We start from the raw sequence: 22,142 nt of genomic DNA on the forward strand, positions 1-22,142 counted from the left end.
CAAGCTCGCCGTATTTCAGTTCGTTGTCAATTTCTTCCTGGTCATTCGCAAACTCTTTTAATTTCCCGGTACCACCAGCATTGTTATAAGCGTCCACAATATTACCGAGGGAAACCGACTTAGAACCGTATTCCGCACGAATCCAGTCGGCATTAGGAAGATTAACCCCGATCGGCGTGCTTGGAGAAGAATCCCCGGACTCGCCGGCGACAACCACCGTTTTATACGATACACCAACCACATTTTTCTTTTTATGCTCTGGCTGTAGTGGTGAGTTATCCTCAAACCACTGCGCATTTTTTGAAATCTTTTCCATCTTTGCCGACATGTCGAAATCCTTAATCTCCACAACGCCTTCATAAGAACCACGGTATCCAAGCGGATCGTTATACACTTCGACAAGACCGCTGATGTAGTCAATGTTCCCTTCCGTCGCCTGAAGCCAGGCGATGTTGTATTCGTCCCACTTTTTCAGGTCGCCGGTTTTGTAAAACTGGATCAGCAGCTCCAAAGCATCGCCCTGTTTTTTATTTTCCGCAACACTTTTTGCCTTATCAAGCCAGTAAATGATCTTATCAATCGCCGCACCGTACATTCCGCCGCTTTTGTATACTTTCTCGCTGAGCGAACCATCAGCATTCCGTACCAATTTAGAGTTTAGGCCAAAAGACAAAGGACGTTCTTTGTCAGCAGGGATCATTTTTTTGTAAAAATCCTCCGCATCCTTGTCACTGATTCCCTTGTCATAGAAATTGACTGCAGATCCTGCCAGCAAACCTTTCGATTCATCGAGGTTTACTTTCTTTGCGTCCTGGTCGTTAAATAAGACGTCAACAATTTCAGGTGCCAGTAACGTTTTTGTCTCGGTCATCAACTGTTGCAGGTAAGCTTTATTAAAATCCGGCTTGATTTTATCCATCGAATAATGGTGGTGGATACCATTTGCGAACCAAACTCTTTTCAGGTAAATTTCAAAATTCTTCCAGTCCGTTGTATTCTTGTCACCTTTATAATTTTGGTAAATGTTTTCCAGTGCTTTACGTATCCTTAAATTGTATTTATAATTCTGGTCCCAGTAAATATCGCGGCCTGCAATGCCAGCCTGCGTAAGATAGTATACCAGTTCCTGCTCTTTTAGTGTCAGATTCTCCCAACCCGGGATTTTGTAACGGAGTACCTTAATGTCGGCAAACTGTTCCGCAACATATTCGAAATCGCCGTCCGTCTTTGCAGCGTTAGTTTTGTTGTCTTTCTGGCACGAAGCAGCGATCGAAGCGGCGCAGCACAAGCCAATAAATGATCTTAATTTCATTATTTAAATTTTAGTTATTTAGATTATTGTAAACAAATATAGCGAATCCAACCACATATTTTCGGATTGCGGTTTACCTTGGATACTTAAATATTTACGTAAAACAAAATACCAATATAATTTATAACTTTACCATCGCCATTGAAAACCCTAATCATGAGAATTCTAAAATATATTTTCCTACTGATTTTACTTGCTACGATTGCAATCACGGTATACGTTGCCACCCAGAAAAGTGAATTCGAGATTACCCGTTCCGTAGTCATCAATGTCCCGAGAACAGTCGTTTACAACTACGTAAATGATTATAAGAATTGGGAAGACTGGGGTTCCTGGAAAGAAGGTGATGCAGATATGAAATTTATTTACGCTGAAAATACCGTTGGGCAAGGCGCTTCCTATTCTTGGGACGGCAGCAGCGACGGTAAAATGACCACACTGTTTGCCAGACAAAACGACAGCATCGTACAGAAGGCGGTCGTGTCGGACCACAACTATGACTCGTTCATTACCTTTAAGGATACCGTGGGCGGCACTAAAGTAACCTGGAAAGCAAAAGGCTCAGTTGATTTTATGACCAAAGTGAATGCGACATTTTCTGGCGGCGCTGATCGATTGATGGGCGACCTCTTTGAGCAAAGCCTTTACAACCTCAATAAAACCATCACAAAGGAAATCAATACCTTCGACATCAAAGTTAATGGTATTGTACAACAAGGCGGTGGATTCTACGTCAAAAAGAAAATCGTTTGTCTTAAAAGCGAAATGCTTGGGCAATTGCACCTACAGCTCCCAAAAGTGATCAATTTCTTTAAGAAGACTAACCTAAAAATGAATGGCAAACCTTTTGTTATTTTTGACAATCCGGATGCAGACACCGTACACTTCGCCGTTTGCGCCCCATTGAAGGAAGAGATTTTCGTGTCCAGGGAAAGCGACATCAGTGTAGAATTTCTGGAGCCATTTAGCGCCTTAAAGACTACTCTTACCGGCGATTATTCACACCGGAATGCCGCAAGAAGCAAGGCAATGAAGTATTTCAACGAAAATAAGATGGAACGCGGCTCGAGCCATGAAATGGAAATTTACGAAATCACCGCGACGGAGAACCGCCACCCTTCAAAGTGGCAGACGGCCTACATGATCCCGGTGAAAACAGTCCCAGCGGCCACGCCACCAACTGCCACCGCGACTCCGCCAACGATTCCAATAAATGAATAAAGCAAAAATCCGCGTAACGCGGATTTTTCTATTTCAGCAAATGCCTGATAACCGTCTCCGCAGCATACAATCCGAAAAGTCCGGGCATGTAGCTGTTGGTACCATAAAAAGATTTCTTATAATTCTTGCCGTCGGTTTTGCGGAGGCTGCCCTGCTGCTGAATCTCTGAGGAATACACCACTTTAATGCCTTTATCAATCTTAACCTGCCGCAGCCTTTTCTTAATCGCTTTCGCCAAAAAGCAGTTTTCGGTCTTGCTGATGTCTGCCACCTTGACTTTCGAAGCCAACATCTTCCCTCCTGCACCCATGCTGCTGATCACTTTGATCTTTTTGCGCTTTGCGGCAATCAGCAGGTTTAGTTTTGGTGTCACACTGTCGATACAATCCATCACAAAGTCGAATTCGTCTGACACAATTTCAAACGCGCGCTCCGGCGATAGGAATTCCGTAATCCGTGTCAGCTTCAGCTCAGGGTTGATATCCATGAGTCGGTCACCGACAACATCGACCTTTGGCATGCCTACCGTTGAATGTAGTGCGGGTAGTTGTCTGTTGATGTTCGTAATATCCACCACGTCACCGTCCACAATAGTCATACGGCCAACGCCCGCCCGCGCGATAAACTCGGCGGCAAACGAGCCTACGCCCCCTAAACCCACAACCAATACGTTCGATTTATTTAATTTTTCAAGACCTTCCGCCGTAAACAATAACTCGGCCCTTTCTGTCCATGCTGTCATGTCAATCAATATTCGTTAATCAAAATTATTTATGCTGTATTGTTACTGAATACATTCAGGAAATTCGTTTTTACAATTTCCTTCAAGTCTTCCAATGAGATGTCCTTATATCCCGCCGCCACTTCATATACCTGCGAAATATCCTCTTCAATGGTATCTGTTTCCAGGAAAAAACGACTATTGGGAACAGCCGTAAATACCGGCGAAAGTTCGGGATTCCTAAGCAGGTATTTTCCAAAGGAAAGATAAAAACCATTGTCCAGCAGGCTTTGTGCTACCTGGCTGTTTTTTGAAAATCCATGGACAACCATCGGCACACTGATGCCGATCTCCTTTTTTAACGCGATAACTTCCTGAAATGCAGCGACACAGTGTATAATTACTGGCTTGCAATATTGCTCTGCCAACCGCAATTGCGCCTCAAAAACAGGAAGTTGCTGTGCTAACGGAATCTCTATACGCTTGTCCAGTCCACATTCACCAACGGCCAGGCAGGCGGTGTCAATCATCTTTTGCTCAATAAAATCCAACTGTGCCTCCACATCTGCGTCATTAATACGCCATGGATGAATCCCAATGGAATAATGCTGGAGGCCATCAACAAAAGTATCCGGATATTGATTGACCAGTTCCAAAATGTCCGTATTCGTATGATGGTGCGTATGGAGGTTGATGAAACCCATTAATCGTGAAATTTTTTAACCCCTGCCTCAATCGCGACATCCAGTGTATTCTCCCTTGGGGTGATCGGGCAGGAATACTTGTTGTTGTATGCGCAGTACGGATTATAAGCACGGTTGAAGTCTATTGCAATAATGTCGCCTTCCGGTATCGCGAGATCAATATAGCGACCACCTCCATAACTTTCCTCACCTGATGTCAGGTCCAGAAACGGCAGGAACAGGTAATTCTTATATTTTACAGATTTCGCCAGGTCAATGCTCTGATATACATTCAGCCGGCATGCTTTGCCGTCAAGCGTAAAAGTCAATTCGCCATATTTAACATACATTGGCTTCCTGCTCGTGGTAGTGGGCATGGCAAACGGAATCTCATTTTGGGTCCTGGTCAGCGTCGCCAAAACAAAATACTTGCCGTCCACCGGATAATAATGCAGTCCGTTGAATTTCTTACGGTCTTGCTCGGTGAGCGGACTTTGTTTTTTGTCGGCATATTCGCTATCGAGCCTTTTCTGGAATGCCACGGCAGAATCCCGTACAAAAAACTGTTGCCCGAACGCAGTGGGAATAGAAAAAAGCAACACTAGATAACACAGGGTTTTCATCAGCCAATTTTTGACAAAAATAAATAAACTGTCCGATAAACCGCTCCGCTTCTGAGATAAAATCCGTACAATTTTATACCTTTACACCACTTTCCAAACAAAAAATGCTGCAAAAAGGTTTCGAGCGATACATTAACAATTTCAGGGGATTTTCCCGCGAAGTCTGGATACTCACTACGATTACTTTTATCAACCGCGCAGGTACCATGGTGCTGCCGTTTCTTTCAAAATACCTAAAGGAGAACCTTCATTTTTCATATGCGCAGGTAGGCTGGATCATGGTGGCCTTTGGACTCGGTTCCATGCTGGGCTCGTTTCTTGGAGGGAAGCTGTCAGATAAGATGGGGTTTTACAGGATCATGATCTTCAGCCTATTTACGAGCGGCCTGTTATTTTTCGTATTGCAATATATCACGACTTTCTGGGGGCTGTGCGTGGGGATGTTCGCGATCATGACGGTCGCCGACATGTTCCGCCCGGCCATGTTTGTATCGCTCGGAACCTATGCCAAACCTGAAAACCGCGCGCGTGCCTTTACGCTGGTCCGGCTCGCGATCAACCTGGGATTTGCTGCGGGTCCGGCATTAGGCGGATTAATCATTATGAATATTGGATACCAGGGTTTGTTTTGGGTGGATGGCGCTACCTGCATCATTGCTATTACTGTGTTCGCGCTAATGGTGAAAGAAAAGAAAAAATCGCCTTATCTTGACAAGCAGCATCCAGGAGCCGTGTTCGCCGACTCGGTTTTTAAAGACCGGGTCTTCTGGGCATTCCTTTTTGTAAGCTTTGCCACCGCCATGACTTTTTTCCAGATATTCTCCACACTGCCGTTATACCATCATGAAAAGTATGGCCTAACGGAATTGCAAACCGGATTGTTAATGACGTTAAATGGCTTGCTCATATTTTTGCTGGAAATGCCTATCGTCAGCTATTTCGAACGCAAACAGGTCGATAAGATTAAACTCATCCTCTGGGGCTCTATGATGATGGGCGCGAGTTTCTTTGCGCTGCTTTGGGATGCATGGGCCGGAATACTGGTTGTAAACATCCTGTTTATTACATTCGGTGAAATGTTCATCTTCCCATTTTCAAATTCATTTGCACTGAGCCGCGCGCCAAAAGGACATGAAGGGCGTTACATGGCGTTGTTTACAATGAGCTTCAGCCTCGCGCACATCGGCAGTTCTAAAATAGGGATGGAGATTATAGACCATGAGGGATATCAGGTGAATTGGATCGTCATGGGAACGCTGGGTGTGCTCGCTGTCCTATGCTGCCTGTACCTTCAAAAATTGCTGAGACGGGAACGCTCTTGAAGTTGCTGACATACCGATTGTACCGTGACTACATCTGTGTTTATAAGCTGTACTTTTTAAGCCAGTTGCAAAATCAATCACAAAGAAACATCTTGAAACAGCAACATTACCGTTTGAATAAAAAACGCCGGACATCAAATCCGGCGTTACTTTTATTTCTTTTTCTTTGGTGCGGGTGCAGCGCTTATAAATTTTTGCTGGGTAGGATCGTAAGTCATTCTATTTTCCTGTGTCTTGTTTTTCAGGATGATATCCCCTTCCGGTGTAATCGTTAGTTCAAAGCCTTCCCTACGCATCTTCTGCTGGGTTTCGGACACGGTTTTGTTCTTATCAAGATACACAATTTCACTCACTTTTGTCGTCACCTGGTTGTTTGCAATAATCTGTTTCATGGCCGAAGCGTCCCAGATTTCCGTAAATGTCGTAGTAGCTTCCTCGTTCTTTAACGTGCTTTGCGAGATGTTCTTCTGCGTCCAGCTGATCGCATAAAGCTGCACGCCCTTCGCTTTAAATGGAGTAATTTTGGCATCCATCGGCTGCGTTTTGGCAGGATCAAACGGTCTGCTGAACAAGGAGTCCTTTGCTTTTCCGTTAGTCACAAAAACACAGAACCTGTTCCTGACAATTTCCGCCGAAAGATTATCAGCTTTAGTCAGGGCGATTGTCGCCGCGACAGGTTTCTTTACGGGCTTCTTCTTTTGGGAGTAGCTTACGGTGCACATCATGCTTAAAGTCAACAGCAATAGAATCTTTTTCATTTTTAAAATTTTTACCGACTGAAAATTACAAAATATCATGTACCTCCGCATCGATTTCAAGATTTTTAACAACAAAAAAAAGACCGAGTCAGTAAAAACCCGGTCTTGTCATCAAAAACTAAATGGATAAAAACTAGTCTTTTTGTGATTTTACAGCCAAACTATAAATTACCAATCCAAATCCGATTTTGTTGATGGCATCTGCAATGTTGTATGCCACATCTACATTGCCTCTACCCAATAAACTGGTGTACCAGCCGTCGGTTCCGAGCATATAGCCCAACGGATAAATGGCCCAGCCAACCAACACAAACCAGCACAGGATTTTGTGAGCGGAAAGCACGTTGCCACCTGCTGCGGCTGCCAACTTGGATGCTTCGCCCAACCAAATTTCATAGACGATCCCAAAATACGCCAGCCCTGAAACCAATCCCCAGATCCATGCATTCGAAGGATCAACTGCTTCTCCGAAGTACCCTGTTACCAGCATGATTACGGAGTAAAGAATCATTTTCCATAATAAACTTTGCTTCGCTCCTGCTACTTTGAGGATTAAGTAGAATTCGACGCACATTAATGGAACGGTTAAAATCCAGTCGACATAACGGAAAAATGTTGGTGATTCCTGAAAAGCGGACCAGTAATCACGCATGTAATAATAATGCACTGCAGCAATAAATGTAATGAGGCCAGAAACTAAAACTGAAGTACGCCATTTCTTGTCAAATTGGTTTAACGACAAGAAGAAAAATGCTGAAGCAGCCATCATGGCCATACAGCCTACAAAAAACGTAAATCCTACGTAATCAGTAGGTAACATTTTTGAGACTGTTAACGGGGTAACCAGAAAATTTGCCATCATAAATTGTTGTTGTTAGAATGAATTAATAAAATTGTTTAAGCGAATATACAAAACATTAAACAAACTAGATTAAATTTTGTTTAATTTTTTTTGACTATATTTAAACAAAATTTAAAATCAGTGTCCAAATATTATAATTTCGCAATGGTAGCAAGCTTTATGGCGCTTTGGGGCGACTCATTTATGTCACAGTCCATACAAAGCAGTTTGGGTTTCGCTATGATTTTTACGTTTGGAATACTACATGGGGCTAACGATTTGCTGCTGATCCAAAAGATTGACCAGCGGAAAACATCAAAGTATCCTAAAGTACTTTTTTATTATTTAGTATTGGTAAGTGCCGGCGTGTCTGTATTTTATATTTTCCCGAAGTTGGCGCTGTCTTTTTTCGTCATTGTTAGTGGTTATCATTTCGGCGAACAGCATTGGGTAAGAAAGATCGGTCTGACGCCGGACTGGCTGAAGTTTTTATTTCAGTTATTTTATGGACTGCATGTGTTGTTCCTGATATTTATTTTTAACTTACAGGAAGTGCAGCACATTATTGCAGCAATCATATCAGGGCAGGTACCAACGGTTCTTTTCATTTACGGACTCATAATCACGTCAGGCTTGATGTTGATTTCAGGCATTGTGGTAGCCTCCATCGACAGAAATTTCAGGTTTTTGGTCATTAGGGAGTTGTTCTACCTTTTGGTATTCTCCATTATTTTTAAGACAGCCAGCCTCATTTGGGGCTTTGCGCTATATTTTATTTTATGGCATAGTATTCCTTCGATGCTCGACCAAATAGCGTTTCTTTATGGAAAATTCGACTATAGACACGCAAAATTATATGTTACAAAATCATTTCCTTATTGGATCATTTCGATTCTCGGTATCGTAACCGTATACGGGCTCTTTAAAGATCAGGTTATTTTTGATGCGTTGTTTTTCGCCTTCCTGGCATCAATAACATTTCCGCACGTATTCGTTATTTTAAAAATGTTTGGCAAAAAAGCAGTTTAGGTTAATGATCTCAATAATTTATGCCTAAACTGCTGTACATGCAAAGTCGTTTTTGCGCTGGATTGTATTTTATTTAATGGATTAACAGCTTTAAAACCTGAAGTGAAGCCATAAAAAAAGCGGACTCGTTAAAGTCCGCTTATTTTGGAGAATGTCTGAGATCTCTATTTTTTATTTCTAATTTATTGCCTCGATTTTTAGCAAAATCCTGTTTTAAGTTGTTTACGTCAGTGCCTGATTTCGGCACTTTAGACGAAACAATAAATCCATATCGCTGTGGTTTTGGAATTTGTATTAATTCTCGTTGAAAAATATCAATAGTATTTATTATTTGTTCGTAAGCCGTATCGATATCCGAACCTTTTAACTCAACAAAATAAAATTCTTTATTAGAATTTCTTACAAATCCAAAATCACATTTTTTAACTTGTTGTGATTTAACTAAACAATCATCAATTCTTAACTTTATAAAATCTTCATTTGAAACAATTTCAAATCTTTTACCTTTTTCAACAGCAACTTTACTCCTTACACCGCAATCATTACTCTCACATTCTGACTTATGCGCAATACATAATTCTTCAAAACTATTGTGCATACCTCAATTCAGTTAGTCTATCGAATTCTTCGGAAATAATATCAGAAACGCCATCGATTGCATTGGTATCAATACTTTTAAATTCTTCGTTCTTGATTGACTTTATTGTTCCGTCGTTTCTGACTTCGTATACTGATAAATCACTATAATCGATCCAGTTGGATTCTGGAACAATTGCGTTAATTTCTTCTTTTAAATCAGGATATTCGTTAAAAGTATTTTTTGCTAAAAGTAATGTATCTAATGAGGAAAGGATATATGGACTATGGGTTGTAATGACTAACTTACAACTAATATTTTTTATTCTGCCTACAAAATAATCAACTATTTTTTTTTGTCTAGTAGGATAAAGATTTAATTCTGGTTCTTCAATAATTAATAATTTACTTGACTCTAAGGAGTGTTCTTCAACAACTGTATCCAATACTAATAGCATCGGAATTAAAGACTGTATACCACTTGATGCTTCACTAAGTAAAATTTTTGAGTTGTTTACAGAAATATTATCTCTGCCATTATCAAAATCATATTGAATTTGAAAGTCTTTATAATGATAGATATTATCTTTTTTTCTTGAAACTTCAAATTTAGCTGCAAATTCTTTATAACATTCAGGAAGTGCAACATTATTAGCCAAAAGCCCGGAAATAGAGTTACTAATTAAGGAAACTAAAATTCTTTCAGCAGGAATATAGGTAGATACTATTTGAGAAAATGTCTGCTGCAATATATAGTCTGTTAATTGCTCCTCATCAAAATCTAAAAATTTAGGCCAATGAAAATTTTTAAGCGATTCTTTATGCAATTCTTTAAACTCTTTCCTAAAATCTTCTTTAATTGATTGATCTGAAAGAACTATAAAATCATTTCTAAGAAATAATAGTTTAATTTCATCTTCATAAAAAGATATTTCTGTGTTTTCAGTATTGAAATTAATATTGAATTTAATCAATTGGTCTTTAAAGTTCAATTGATTTTCGTTGTTGCTGCCCAATATTGAAAATAAACTATCCCTGAATATAGCAATCAACTTCGCCAACACACTTTTCCCTGTTGAAGTATCACCAATAAAAACTACATACTTATTAAGCTCGATTTCAGCTTCTTTAATAGGTCCGAAATTTTTAACAATCAGTTTTTCCATTTTTCTTTAATTGCAGGTAAATATAATAAAAAAGCGCGGGAAATAATTCCAGCGCTTTCTATCTTAAAGTCTTTCAATCTTTCGATCTACAAACTTATTTCACTTCTTCATAATCAACATCCTGCACATTGTCACCCTGTGCCTCAGCCTGAGGTTCTGCTGCACTTGGTTGTCCCTGGCCCTGATCACCTTGCGCATACATCGCTTCAGTGGCTGTTTTCCAGGCTGCATTGATGTTGTCTAAGCCTGTTTGGATGGCAGCGAGATCCTGATTCTGGTGCGCCATTTTCAACTCGGTCAAAGCATATTCAATCGCTGTTTTGTTTTCATCGGATAATTTATCACCCAATTCCTTCAACTGGCTTTCTGTCTGGAAGATCATACCGTCCGCTTCGTTCAGCTTCTCGATTCTTTCTTTTGCTACTTTATCCGCATCAGCATTGGCTTCTGCGTCTTTTTTCATTCTTTCGATTTCTTCCTGTGTCAAACCTGAAGAAGCTTCGATACGGATGTCATGAGACTTTCCGGTGCCTTTGTCAGTAGCCGAAACCTTGATGATACCATTGGCATCGATATCAAATGTCACTTCAATCTGTGGAACACCTCTTGGTGCCGGTGGAATACCATCCAGGTGGAAACGTCCAATGGTTTTATTGTCAACGGCCAAAGCCCTTTCTCCCTGCAATACATGAATTTCAACACTTGGCTGTGAATCCGCCGCAGTAGAGAATACCTGTGATTTCTTTGTAGGGATTGTGGTATTTGATTCAATCAATTTAGTCAAAACACCACCCATTGTCTCAATACCAAGGGATAACGGCGTTACGTCTAAAAGCAATACATCTTTTACATCACCCGACAATACACCACCCTGGATTGCAGCTCCAATGGCTACCACTTCATCAGGATTCACACCTTTAGAGGCTTTTTTTCCAAAGAATTTTTCTACCTCTTCCTGGATTCTTGGGATACGTGTAGAACCACCCACAAGGATTACTTCATCAATATCTGACTTCGATAGCCCAGCGTCTTTTAATGCTTTTGCAACCGGCTCCATAGAACGTTTTACCAATGAATCTGCCAATTGCTCAAATTTAGAGCGGGATAGTTTTTTTACTAAGTGTTTTGGTCCTGAAGCGGTAGCCGTTACGTATGGCAGGTTGATTTCCGTTTCTGCAGAAGATGACAATTCGATTTTTGCTTTCTCAGCAGCTTCTTTCAAACGTTGCAATGACATCGGATCCAAACGCAGGTCAATTCCTTCTTCAGATTTGAACTCGTCCGCCAGCCAGTCAATAACAACCTGGTCAAAATCATCACCACCCAGGTGCGTGTCACCATTCGTAGACAATACTTCAAATACACCGTCACCCAATTCCAGGATCGAGATATCAAAAGTACCACCACCTAAGTCATAAACCGCAATCTTCTGGTCCTGCCCTTTTTTGTCCAATCCATAAGCCAATGCCGCAGCGGTAGGCTCGTTGATGATACGCATTACTTTAAGACCTGCAATTTCACCAGCTTCTTTCGTAGCCTGGCGTTGCGCATCATTAAAATAAGCAGGTACTGTAATAACCGCTTCAGTTACCGTTTGTCCCAGGTAATCTTCAGCTGTTTTCTTCATTTTCTGCAAAGTCATCGCAGAAAGTTCCTGTGGCGTGTAAAGACGGCCATCAATATCCACACGAGGTGTATTGTTGTCTCCTCTTTTTACTGTGTAAGGAACTCTTTTTGCTTCTTCTTCTGTTTCAGAGAACGTGTGTCCCATAAAACGCTTGATCGAAGCGATTGTCTTGGTAGGATTGGTCACCGCCTGTCTTTTGGCAGGATCTCCTACTTTAATCTCACCGCCTTCAACGAAACCGATGATCGACGGAGTTGTTCTTTTTCCTTCTGAGTTAGGGATTACCACCGCTTCGTTACCTTCCATTACGGCAACACATGAATTCGTAGTTCCTAAGTCAATTCCAATTATTTTACCCATTTTTTATTGTTTTAAATTCTTTATTGTGTGTTTCAATTTTCAAACTTGACCGTCGTATTACAATGACTGTGCCACAATAAAAAATGGTTTAAATTGTCAGTATACATTGACATAATGGAAAAATAATATGACAAGATGACATTTTAGTTTTCGAAATACTCGAATGCGTCAATGATGTCCAGATAAACGCCATCGAAGCCACGGCCTACAATTTTGTTAAGGTAAGAATCCTGGTTTCGGAAAATGACCGCCTGCCATTCCCCATTCCAATACTTCACTTTGTAGTTTCCAGGCCAATCCGGATTCTCCGCTTTAATCCAGTCGGGCTTCTGGTTGTTCCAGGCGTCATTCCAGTAATAACGGTAGTCTTCCGCCTCGCCGATGGACATATAGCAAATCACCATCCGCTTGCCCCCGTTGGCTTTGTTTTTAAGCTGGGCCACATCATCCGCAGTGAATTCGGTATTATTAAAGAATAAATCCAAAATCACCGCATCATAATTCGTCGCGGCTACCGCATTGATAAATTCCTGCTTCGACGTAAAGTTTTCAGGATTGATTAAGAACAAAAAGTTTTTTGCCTGTGACAGTGCGCCGATGACGTTGCCGTTTTCATTAGGAATCGCCGTGGAAGGGATTACATTCAATGCCCTTTCGGTTGCAGCATATGAAATGTACTGGTTTTGTGAATTCTTATTGTGCGCATCGGCAATTTTTTCAGTTGACGAGCAGTAGTCGGTGACAAGTATGGTTTTGCCATTGGCTTTTGAAATATCCAGAAAGGACTTAAGGTAATCGGTAACCGCAGCTGGCGTGGCGACATTGTCGTTATCATAGCCATAGAACAGGTCTTCCTGCCCATTTCCATCAATCGCCTGCAGGTAAGCCTGTGCTGCGACACCATCGGGATTGCCGGATTGGGTGACGAGCTCGATACCATTCTGCGGAATAACCGCAAACGCTGGATTCAGGCTTTTCGCTTTTTGGCTGATGCCAATCACGAAATCACGCATTTCCTGCTTGTAGTCCAGCTGTTCCATCGGTGTTTCTGAATCCGAGTTCGTGCAGCCAAAAGACAACACGGTTAAAAGGACTAGGAATTTAATTTTCATGGCGTGCGTTTCGTTTAAATAGAATTCGTTCGTTAAAAATAATTACGGAAACCAATATGAGCCCGTATGAAATGATCTGCACCAGGTCAATGTCTTCCTTAAACCAAAAAACGGCCAACAGGAAATTGATCATCGGATTAATATACATCAGGATGCCAACCGCTGCTGAATCCATTCCTTTTAAAGCATATAAATTCAAAAACAGCGGAATGATCGTAAACACAACGGCAATAATGCCAATCATCGTATAAAAAAAATAGCCCACCGGTACCGGACCGCTGTACGCCGGGAAAAAGGGCAGCATCAGCAAAGCGACAATTATGATCTGTGCACTCAAAACGACCAACCGGTCAAACTGATTGTACTTGCGCTGGATGATTAGGTACAACGCAAATGTCAGCGCAATGACCAGACTGTAAAGCAGGTCCTTCATGCTGCCGTAGGATAATATGGCACAACTCAGCGCGCTAATACCAATCGCCAGCCACTGCCATTTACTCAGCGTCTCTTTGAGGATAAAATAGGCCAGCACAGTCGTTACAATGGGGCAAATGAGGTAGGCAAACGACGCCGACTTCAGGCTCACGTGGTTGATTGCATAAATGAAGATAAACCAATTTGCAGTCAGTAAAACACCGCCCGCCACCGTCATCCCGATGGTACGACGCTTTTGGTCTCTTGTAAAAGACTGCCACAACGCCAAATCCTTCCGCAGCGCTTCCCTCCGGAAACCTAAGTTAATCGCCAGCAGCAGTACCACGGCGTAAAATATCCTATAGAACAGAATGTCAAGCGAAGGAAAATCGTGTAACGGTTTAAGCACCAGGCTGAAAAATCCCCAGACGACAAAGGCAGTCAGCGCAGCCAGGTAATATTTATTGAAACGCATATCTTAAATTATGCGGCAAAGGTAACGAAATCCATGTGCGAAAGCGATAGGGAAACAAGCCGATCCGACAAGCGCACTAAGCGGGTAAAAACGAATTGGTCACGGTGACTTTTATAGGCTAAAAATCCCCTCTATCGGGTATTTCACCGCCCATTTTAATGCGGTATTTTTGGAAAAACCAAACCACAAACATTATGAAACGAATTGTAGTATGCTGTGATGGCACCTGGAACCGGCCCGGCGTTACCGAGGATGGCAAACTTGTGCAGACGAATGTCGAAATCATGTACAAATGTGTCGAACCCGTTGATGACAACGGCATACGGCAGGTAAAGTTTTACGAAACCGGCGTCGGGAGCAGTACCTACAACAAAGTCGACCAGATCTTTGGCGGGCTTAAGGGTTTCGGCATCGACAAAAAGATTATGGATATTTATTCGTTCGTCGTCATGAATTATGAGCTGGGGGACGAACTATACCTTTTTGGTTTCAGCCGCGGCGCGTACACCGCCCGAAGTGTCGCCGGATTAATCCGAAATTGCGGCGTCCTGAAAGCGCCAAACATCCACCTTGTCGATCTCGCCTACTCCCACTACCGCGACCGCAACAGCTATACCCTGCCGGAATCCGACTACATGAGCTCGTTCAGGAGGCAGTATTGCCATGAAGACATCACGCCCATCAAGTTCATCGGGGTCTGGGATACCGTGGGGAGTTTAGGACTCCCGTTGCGTTTCCTGTCAAAGTACAATGCCGAAAAATATAAATTCCACGACTGTACCTTAAGCAGCCATGTCAGGTTCGCCTACCACGCCATCGCGATTGATGAGCACCGCAAGCTGTTCCTGCCCACGTTGTGGCAGCTCAGCAAGAACAGTGACCCAAACAAACAGACCGTCGAACAGGTTTGGTTCCCCGGCGCCCACAGCAACGTAGGCGGCGGTTACAAAAACACAGAACTTAGCGACATTGCTTTTGAATGGATGGCCCGAAAAGCTGCGGATACGGGTTTGTCACTGAAGATCCCAACCGAAAATTTCAACCCGAAGAGCGAAGGGACGCTCATTGAATCCAGAAGTTCGTTCTACAAATTGTGGCCTCCCGCCAGGCGTCCGATTTATCGCATTGGCAAAGAAAAACTACCGCTCAGCAGCCCATACGAATATGATTTTGTGACCAATGAAGACATTCATGACTCGGCATTAGACCGCTACAATGTTGTAAAAGAGTACAAACCAAAGAACCTGAAGGAGGCCATCGAAAAATACAGGCTACCGCTCCACAAACGCGAAACCGTATGATGTAATTTATTGTTTTGTCATCATATAGCCCTGCCGTTTACCAATTCTTCAATTTTAATAGTTGATTTTGCCGTTTTCGTTTATATTTGCGTATCAACTCATTTGCTATGGAAGAATGTATTTCGGTATTTGACATGCTTAAAATTGGCGTCGGGCCATCAAGTTCCCACACCCTGGGACCGTGGCGCGCCGCAGAAAGGTTCCTTGAAGAACTTCGTGCCGAAGCCGTTTTACACAAAACCGAACGCGTCAAAGTCGACCTCTATGGGTCGCTGTCCCTAACCGGGAAAGGCCATGCCACGGACCTGGCTGTTATGCTGGGATTGAGTGGTCAGGATCCTGAATATATCCCGGTGGAAAATATCTCAGGCATCATCAAAGCGATAGAAGAAAACCATGTCATCCGTCTTGGCAACGAACGGGACATCCCATTCTGGTTCCTGCAGGATATCGTCTTCAACAAGAACTTTCTGCTTTTTCATGCAAACGGGCTCACTTTTACCGCGTTCCTAAACGACGGCATTGAATATGTCTCTACGTTTTATTCCATCGGCGGCGGGTTTGTCGTCAAGGAAGACCGTCCGAATGCCAAAAAGAAGATGGAAATCAAGTGCGCTTTCCCCTACCCGATACAAACGGCGGCAGAACTGCTGCTGTACACCCAGGAACAGCAACGGAGTATTTCTGAGATCGTTTACGAAAATGAAAAATCCATGCGCACAGAAGCGGATATCGACCATGAATTGATGCGCATCTGGAACACCATGCTCGAATGCATGTATATTGGCTGCCATTCTGAAGGCATATTGCCGGGCGGACTCAATGTCAGGCGCCGCGCTTTTGACATGCACCAGGGATTGATCGGCCTGGCCAATTACAGCAACCCGCAGGAATGGCTCGAAACCATCCGCAAAACGGAAGTGAAATTCCGCCAGATCCTGAAATGGGTGAGTTGCTTTGCGCTCGCCGTCAATGAAGTCAATGCCGCCTTGGGGCGTGTCGTCACAGCCCCCACTAATGGCAGTGCGGGCGTCATACCGGCCGTTTTGATGTATTATCTCGTGATAGAAAACCACGAAGCGGGCGAAAAGGAAATCAAACAGTTCCTGATGGTTGCCGGAGAGATTGGCAGCATCTTTAAGAAAGGCTCGACGATCTCTGCTGCGATGGGCGGATGCCAGGCTGAAATCGGGGTGTCCTCTGCCATGGCGGCAGCAGCCCTGACAGAAGTCATGGGCGGTACACCAGACCAGGTATTGATGGCGGCAGAAATTGCCATGGAGCACCACCTCGGGCTCACGTGCGATCCTATTGGTGGATTGGTCCAGATTCCGTGTATCGAACGCAACACTATGGGCGCCATCAAAGCCATTAATGCGGCCGAGCTGGCCATGGAAACCGACGCACGGAATGCGAAGGTGCCTTTGGACAAGGTCATCAACACGATGTGGCAGACCGCAAAGGACATGAATTCAAAATACAAGGAAACGTCTGAGGGAGGCCTTGCCGTGGCAGTAAATATGGCAGACTGTTAGGCGATAGCAAACGTTTGAAGTTCAAAAGATCGGAAGCTCGGAAGGCAAAAGCCCGGAATCCCTGCAAAACGTGCCGCCAATCGGGTAACAAACATTTCCCCGAATAATGTGGGTGGCACGCTCCATGTCCGTTAGCTTAGGTTACAGCTAAAAATCAAGGATGACGCCGCTTACGATGGATGTTTACGTCTGACATACCCGAACCCTTCTTCGCCATGCGGTCAAAACAGTTTGTTAGCATAACCCTTTTATTGATTATTACCCTAAACCATAGCGCTTAAACACAAGTGCTTTTAATCAGGCTTGTCATCCTGACGCAGGAAGGATCCCACACAAGCCGAATAAAGGTATTACTTTTCAGACGTCGGTGTGTCAAATAAGTAATTCAAAAAAATCCAGTGCGGATTTAAACGCAATATTAAATCTTCTTTTTCTTTTCGGCGAAATTGCTCTATTTCCTTTTCCCGGGCGATGGCTTCTTGTATCCAGGTAAATTTTTCAAAATACAATAAATAGAAGGCATTATACTTCGACGTAAAGGAGGCATTACCTTTTAAAGCCTGCTCCTTGTGCTCCCTAAGGCGCATTTTTAGATTGTTTGTAACACCGGTATATCATACGGTTTTGTTTTTATTCGTAACGATGTAACCGTAGTAACGATGGTATCCTTCGGTTTGGAACATGGATCAAAGGTATTGGTTTATTAAGTTGGCAAATGATGGTTTTTATGGAAAAAATGTTAAATGTTCGGGGCGTGTGGATGGTGCGTGTGTGGGATCCTTCCTGCGTCAGGATGACAATGCCCTACAAGGCGGGCGGGCGGATGAGGCGTGTGTGGGATCCTTCCTGCGTCAGGATGACAATGCTGGGGGCCATTCGCGGACGGATGATGCTGACCTAAAGGCATGGTCGAAATCCATAAAACGCTCCAGGAAGCGGTTCACAGCTCCTCAGTACGTTATTCCGGGGCACTTTGGATGGGAGGGTGATGGTTTGCAGCACACTTTGGAATTGCTTAAAGAATAATGTGTCTATCTCATCGATAGATTATATAAGGGCTAACGTCAAATAAGAGGTAATTTCACCCTGACAAGCATCAGCATTTGGTTTTTTGAGTATTTTTAGCACTACCAAACACCAGAAACACATGTCTATCAAAAAAATTGTTATTGCCATCATCTTTTTACAGGGCACTTATGGCTTTACACAGTCTCGAAGCGAAATCGCACTGCAGATGAGCAAACTCGTAAATGCCTCGAGCTATTCATCAGATATTCAATATTATAATAACAATATGAATGCGGATTGCAGCAAGTTTACGCATTCATTCGACGGCTATATGTCGGTAAGTTTTACACAGACTGAGCATTTCGCACGCACTACTGACAGCTACACCAATATCCCGTGGAAGGATTTCGACTTTGTTGGCGAGGATAAGGTCAGTGGCCGCATTTATGTTTTTTTCACCAACCCGATAATACAGACGCACAAGGTAGTCTTCGGGCCGTACTTCAGGAAAGACCATAGCGACAGCACTACCAACCGCGAGGTCAGGAGCATTTTATTTAACATCCAAAATAACGATGTCGCGCTATTTCATCAGTTGTGCAGGAAATTAAAGCGTATCGATGCTGCCTTACCCGACCAAGTGCCGGTACCGGCTACCAATAGCCTTCCCATTGTTTCCTACTGCCAGAAAATTCTTCCCCCTACAAAAAATGAGGTTGGCAGCATGTTTTTTCGAATCACGGCCGTAGATAAATGTGAACCAGAAGGCTGGCCATCATTCCAATGCGACCTGTACAAGCTTGCAGGCATTGATATTTCGGCCATGTCATCAGAGGACGTAAGGGCAAAAGGACAGCTCGTTGCGGATTATTGGAACAAATACTGCTACAGTTTCAGTTACAAGAGTCATATCGGACAATTGTGGAATTTTGAAACCACCGTGATGGAAACTGCTGAAGATGTGGCTTATGATACAGGTGTATTTTTGTTTATCGGATACAGGCTCAAGGCCAATGTAAACCTGCTGAATCCCTTTACCGGCATGACTTACTACGATAATATTGCCGGTGACTATGGCGAGGAGGAGCATAGCGCAGAACCCAATGTAGAGGAAATTGGACATAAGCTGAATGCGCTAAACCATGCAAAGAAACGCAGCGGATTACCTTCAACATTGATGTTAGACCAGATAAAATATGATGAACCCACACATACTGCGGTCATTGAAGCTGTTGTTTGCAACTCACAAGGAGAAGGTATTTTTGCCGGTCTGAGAGACGATGCGGGACAATTCCTCCTATACATGCACAACATCGGACTCAGGAACTTCGACGAAGTAATATTCTTGTTTGAACATATCTACAACACCAAAATACCATCATCCAAGCTGCCAGAATATAGAAAAACCATCGGTTACAGGAATATGGCGTGGGATTAAATGCAATCCACCCAATCAGAAGCTGCATGCGTGTGATCCTTAACGCGTCAGGATGACAAAGCAGCCTCTGACTTGCCCTTTACCCGCTTACACACGACATAATCATTGCACTTTGCGGCATGTACCGCCTCCCAGATGTTGCGGCCCGTTTTGGCGTATCTGATCAACTTGGCATACAACGCGTTACCCGCCGTGACACGCACTTCCCGAAGCAGCTCGCGGTCACTTTTCTTCAATTTCAGGTCGATGAGCAATACTTCTAGTTCCTGTGCCAACACGTCAATATCATCCACCATGGCGGTAGTGAGTCCCGTTACAGCCAATGCACCGGAATGCGCGCGCGCCTGCTTCGCCACCACCTTTGCCGTGGCGATGAATTGCGCGTCGGTTTGCCTGGAAAGCCGCGCCGTCCCAAAAGCGGCATATTCGGCAGTGCCGGAAGCGAACACGTTTCCAACCCGAACCATCACGCCTTTGATGGCCACAAACAATGCTTTGCGCTTCTTGTTTTTCACTGCGTTGGCCTCCGAAATTTCGGCGACAATTTCACCATCGGATTCAAGGTCGGCAAATGCTGCAGCGTCCACACGCAAGGCTTCGACGTCGTTGGCCGTAATGCCATAGGCGGCAAACGACGTGAGGTCACGAAGCATGAATGCCGCTTTCTCCTGACTGATCGCGACCAGCTGGGCATCGGTAAGGTTGTATTTTCTACGGACCGATTTCTTGTTCATCGCACTAAAATAAAAATTTGTAGGATCAATTCCAAGTTTTTTATCAATGCCAATGCGGACGGAAGGCGCTGTTTGTCAGTCGGATGCATTGTCGTGGCGTTGGGAAGACCACGCGTCACCCGCGGAAGCCTCCGTCTGGTGTTCCGATGGTGTTTTTTGGTATTCCGACGACCAATTGTTGTCGTCCGAAGATTCAACACAGTGTTCAGATGGGTAATTGTCACATACGGAAGCGATGTTTTAGCGTTTGGATGGCCAATTGTGACTAAAGACAGCCCTGCCGAATGCCTTTTCTACCCTTTTAACTGCGTTGCCGCTGCTTTTCGGCAGTAATTAAGGGTGAATTATAAAAAGGACCGTACTTAGGAATCCCTGCGAAACTTCCTGATGATCCTGCCAGCCACATATTTCCCGCTCTCGAGTGCTGCTTCGACCGTCGCCGTCTCAAATGTGGGGTCAAAGGCTTCTCCCGCAAAGAAAATCGTGTCTTCGATGCCCTTATTGAGCTGTTTTACCGCCTTCCTGCTTTCGGGTTTTGGCCACGAATAGCCGCCACGCGACGGCGATTGTGCATTGTAACGGAACACGGCCGCAGTCCGGAAATGCAATTGGGTTTCGGGAAAGGCTTCCAGCAGTGTCTCCAGGGAAATGTTGATGAGCGCTTCATCTGAAAAAGCATCGTAATGGGAGACGCAATCATTGCCAATCCATCCGGTCAATACCGGGACGTGCTGGTCGAGCTGTGTCCAGAACGTGAATCCTTTTTCGGCAAACAGGAAGCCGAGTTCCGGCAGTTCCTGCTCCCAAAACGGCTGGTCAAATTCGAATAACAGTTTGATCACGGCGCCAAAACCAATCCGTTGGAATTGCGGCAGCAGTTCTGGAATTTCGGGAGCAAATTTTATGTCTTCGGATTGCAAGCAACCCAATGAGGAAGTGATGATTACGATATCATTTTCAAATGATTGGTTTAAGGTATGTACCACTGCCCTGCCACGTTCCCAGCGGATGGATTTTACCGTTTCGTTGAAGATTATTTTGCAGCCACCAGCCGCTGCTTTGTTGTACAGGAATTCCAACAAAGGCTGGTATCCCGTGACCGGGCGGTATTGGGTTTCTTCAGACAGCCATTCTGCTTTCAGCGACAGCAAACTCACTTCGGCGGGGTCCGCGAGGTCGAGTCCCTGCGCCATCTGCTGCACTTCGTCGCGCAGCAAACGGTATTTCTTACCGGGGAAATGCCTGCCGAGGAACGCATCAAGTGTGGTATCGGCTTCAAGTGCCTCCAGGAGCGCATAAAACTGGCCCCACGCCTTGCTCCTGCCGAAGCCGTGTACGATTTTACCATTGCCGATGCGGTGCATGTTCATCGAAGCGGTCGTTGTGGCCAACTGCGCCCTTTTCAGCAGCTTTAAAGTCAGCGGAAGGTGCCCGTGGATGAATTCGGCGCCTGCCTCCACGGCATTCACGAACCCTTCCGGCACATAAGTGTGGATGCGCCCCCCGATGCGTTCCTGCTGCTCGAGTACCGTTACCGAAAAACCTTTTTTGGAGAGCATATTGGCGGCCATAATGCCTGCCGCACCGGCGCCTACGATCATAATTTTCATGGCCATTGTTTTTCCTAAAGTAAAGAATCAATAGCAATATCCGATGGTCCGCTGCGGAATTTTTTAACCTTTAAGCCGGAAGCGAAAAATAGAAGGTACTGCCCATCCCGAGGGCGCTTTCGACCCCAATGGTGCCGTTTTGCGCTTCGATGAACTCTTTGCTGATGGCCAGTCCGAGTCCGGTGCCTGTTTTTGGGCTTCCCGGAATCTGGAAATACTTGTCGAATACCCGCGCCTGGTAGCGCGTATCGATGCCTTTGCCTTTGTCAGCCAGAT

20 protein-coding genes and 2 pseudogenes are annotated in these 22,142 nt (G+C 44.1%); 7 read left to right on the plus strand and 15 right to left on the minus strand.

Going from position 1 to position 22,142, the window contains the following annotated elements; translation table 11 throughout:
* Positions 1 to 1,312, minus strand: a pseudogene (locus CFE23_RS15380) (dihydrofolate reductase); the annotation flags it as partial.
* A gap of 156 nt (positions 1,313 to 1,468) precedes the next feature.
* Between CFE23_RS15380 and CFE23_RS15385 the strand changes: the two are divergent.
* A complete protein-coding gene (locus CFE23_RS15385; RefSeq protein WP_291089939.1) occupies positions 1,469 to 2,533 on the plus strand; it encodes an SRPBCC family protein in 1,065 nt (354 codons plus the stop codon).
* A 28-nt stretch (positions 2,534 to 2,561) separates the two neighbouring features.
* Here CFE23_RS15385 and CFE23_RS15390 read toward each other — a convergent pair whose 3' ends face one another.
* The 3 genes from CFE23_RS15390 to CFE23_RS15400 are packed head-to-tail and all read right to left on the minus strand — an operon-like array spanning position 2,562 to position 4,560.
* The gene (locus tag CFE23_RS15390; protein ID WP_291089942.1) at positions 2,562 to 3,275 is read right to left on the minus strand and encodes a tRNA threonylcarbamoyladenosine dehydratase; all 714 of its coding nucleotides are present in this window, start codon (positions 3,273 to 3,275) and stop codon (positions 2,562 to 2,564) included.
* A 29-nt stretch (positions 3,276 to 3,304) separates the two neighbouring features.
* Positions 3,305 to 3,958, minus strand: a complete 654-nt coding sequence (locus tag CFE23_RS15395) for a TatD family hydrolase (RefSeq protein ID WP_291089946.1) — start codon at positions 3,956 to 3,958, stop codon at positions 3,305 to 3,307.
* Positions 3,958 to 4,560, minus strand: a complete 603-nt coding sequence (locus tag CFE23_RS15400) for a DUF1684 domain-containing protein (RefSeq protein ID WP_291089949.1) — start codon at positions 4,558 to 4,560, stop codon at positions 3,958 to 3,960. Before CFE23_RS15400 ends, CFE23_RS15395 begins: the two co-directional genes overlap by 1 nt.
* Positions 4,561 to 4,664: 104 nt before the next feature.
* Here CFE23_RS15400 and CFE23_RS15405 point away from each other — a divergent pair, with 104 nt between their 5' ends.
* Positions 4,665 to 5,882: an MFS transporter gene (locus CFE23_RS15405; protein ID WP_291089952.1), complete on the plus strand. Its 1,218-nt coding sequence runs from the start codon at positions 4,665 to 4,667 to the stop codon at positions 5,880 to 5,882.
* A gap of 152 nt (positions 5,883 to 6,034) precedes the next feature.
* Here the strand turns inward: CFE23_RS15405 and CFE23_RS15410 are convergent, their stop codons facing one another.
* Together CFE23_RS15410 and CFE23_RS15415 are read right to left on the minus strand one after the other, a co-directional pair.
* Positions 6,035 to 6,640 carry a hypothetical protein gene (locus tag CFE23_RS15410; RefSeq protein ID WP_291089955.1) on the minus strand — a complete coding sequence of 202 codons (606 nt, stop codon included), beginning with the start codon at positions 6,638 to 6,640 and terminating at the stop codon, positions 6,035 to 6,037.
* Between the two features lie 133 nt (positions 6,641 to 6,773).
* Entirely contained in the window at positions 6,774 to 7,499 is a 726-nt protein-coding gene (locus CFE23_RS15415) for a bacteriorhodopsin-like (RefSeq protein WP_291089992.1), read from the minus strand.
* A 123-nt stretch (positions 7,500 to 7,622) separates the two neighbouring features.
* Between CFE23_RS15415 and CFE23_RS15420 the strand changes: the two genes are divergently transcribed.
* Positions 7,623 to 8,510: a Brp/Blh family beta-carotene 15,15'-dioxygenase gene (locus tag CFE23_RS15420; RefSeq protein ID WP_291089957.1), complete on the plus strand. Its 888-nt coding sequence runs from the start codon at positions 7,623 to 7,625 to the stop codon at positions 8,508 to 8,510.
* Positions 8,511 to 8,649: 139 nt separating this feature from the next.
* Here CFE23_RS15420 and CFE23_RS15425 read toward each other — a convergent pair whose 3' ends face one another.
* The 5 genes from CFE23_RS15425 to CFE23_RS15445 form a co-directional block, all read right to left on the minus strand.
* Positions 8,650 to 9,108 (minus strand): hypothetical protein, encoded by a 459-nt coding sequence (locus CFE23_RS15425; RefSeq protein ID WP_291089960.1) that lies wholly within the window; start codon positions 9,106 to 9,108, stop codon positions 8,650 to 8,652.
* The gene (locus CFE23_RS15430; RefSeq protein WP_291089962.1) at positions 9,098 to 10,252 is read right to left on the minus strand and encodes an AAA family ATPase; all 1,155 of its coding nucleotides are present in this window, start codon (positions 10,250 to 10,252) and stop codon (positions 9,098 to 9,100) included. Before CFE23_RS15430 ends, CFE23_RS15425 begins: the two co-directional genes overlap by 11 nt.
* 94 nt (positions 10,253 to 10,346) lie before the next feature.
* Entirely contained in the window at positions 10,347 to 12,239 is a 1,893-nt protein-coding gene (gene dnaK, locus CFE23_RS15435; protein ID WP_291089964.1) for a molecular chaperone DnaK, read from the minus strand.
* A 143-nt stretch (positions 12,240 to 12,382) separates the two neighbouring features.
* On the minus strand, positions 12,383 to 13,351 hold the full coding sequence (locus tag CFE23_RS15440; protein WP_291089967.1) for an endo alpha-1,4 polygalactosaminidase: 969 nt from the start codon (positions 13,349 to 13,351) through the stop codon (positions 12,383 to 12,385).
* Positions 13,341 to 14,240 (minus strand): EamA family transporter, encoded by a 900-nt coding sequence (locus CFE23_RS15445; protein ID WP_291089970.1) that lies wholly within the window; start codon positions 14,238 to 14,240, stop codon positions 13,341 to 13,343. The genes CFE23_RS15440 and CFE23_RS15445 overlap by 11 nt, the downstream gene beginning before the upstream one ends.
* 194 nt (positions 14,241 to 14,434) lie before the next feature.
* Between CFE23_RS15445 and CFE23_RS15450 the strand changes: the two genes are divergently transcribed.
* Positions 14,435 to 15,541, plus strand: a complete 1,107-nt coding sequence (locus CFE23_RS15450; protein ID WP_291089973.1) for a DUF2235 domain-containing protein — start codon at positions 14,435 to 14,437, stop codon at positions 15,539 to 15,541.
* A gap of 107 nt (positions 15,542 to 15,648) precedes the next feature.
* Complete coding sequence (locus CFE23_RS15455) at positions 15,649 to 17,076, plus strand: L-serine ammonia-lyase (RefSeq protein WP_291089975.1); 1,428 nt, start codon at positions 15,649 to 15,651, stop codon at positions 17,074 to 17,076.
* A gap of 350 nt (positions 17,077 to 17,426) precedes the next feature.
* Here the strand turns inward: CFE23_RS15455 and CFE23_RS15460 are convergent.
* Positions 17,427 to 17,678: pseudogene (locus CFE23_RS15460) on the minus strand (GIY-YIG nuclease family protein); the annotation flags it as partial.
* Positions 17,679 to 17,757: 79 nt separating this feature from the next.
* Here CFE23_RS15460 and CFE23_RS15465 point away from each other — a divergent pair.
* Positions 17,758 to 18,102, plus strand: a complete 345-nt coding sequence (locus tag CFE23_RS15465) for a hypothetical protein (RefSeq protein WP_291089977.1) — start codon at positions 17,758 to 17,760, stop codon at positions 18,100 to 18,102.
* Between the two features lie 121 nt (positions 18,103 to 18,223).
* Positions 18,224 to 19,522 (plus strand): hypothetical protein, encoded by a 1,299-nt coding sequence (locus CFE23_RS15470; RefSeq protein WP_291089980.1) that lies wholly within the window; start codon positions 18,224 to 18,226, stop codon positions 19,520 to 19,522.
* A gap of 47 nt (positions 19,523 to 19,569) precedes the next feature.
* On the opposite strand, the gene CFE23_RS15475 is transcribed toward CFE23_RS15470, so the two are convergent.
* From CFE23_RS15475 to CFE23_RS15485, 3 genes are all read right to left on the minus strand, one after another.
* Positions 19,570 to 20,256: a hypothetical protein gene (locus CFE23_RS15475; protein ID WP_291089983.1), complete on the minus strand. Its 687-nt coding sequence runs from the start codon at positions 20,254 to 20,256 to the stop codon at positions 19,570 to 19,572.
* Between the two features lie 362 nt (positions 20,257 to 20,618).
* Positions 20,619 to 21,866 carry an NAD(P)/FAD-dependent oxidoreductase gene (locus CFE23_RS15480; protein WP_291089986.1) on the minus strand — a complete coding sequence of 416 codons (1,248 nt, stop codon included), beginning with the start codon at positions 21,864 to 21,866 and terminating at the stop codon, positions 20,619 to 20,621.
* Positions 21,867 to 21,936: 70 nt separating this feature from the next.
* Positions 21,937 to 22,142: ATP-binding protein (locus tag CFE23_RS15485; RefSeq protein WP_291089989.1), on the minus strand; the 206-nt coding region annotated here is incomplete at its 5' end.

It is taken from the genome of Flavobacterium sp. BFFFF1 (genome assembly GCF_002256285.1).
Classification (GTDB): Bacteria; Bacteroidota; Bacteroidia; order Flavobacteriales; family Flavobacteriaceae; genus Flavobacterium.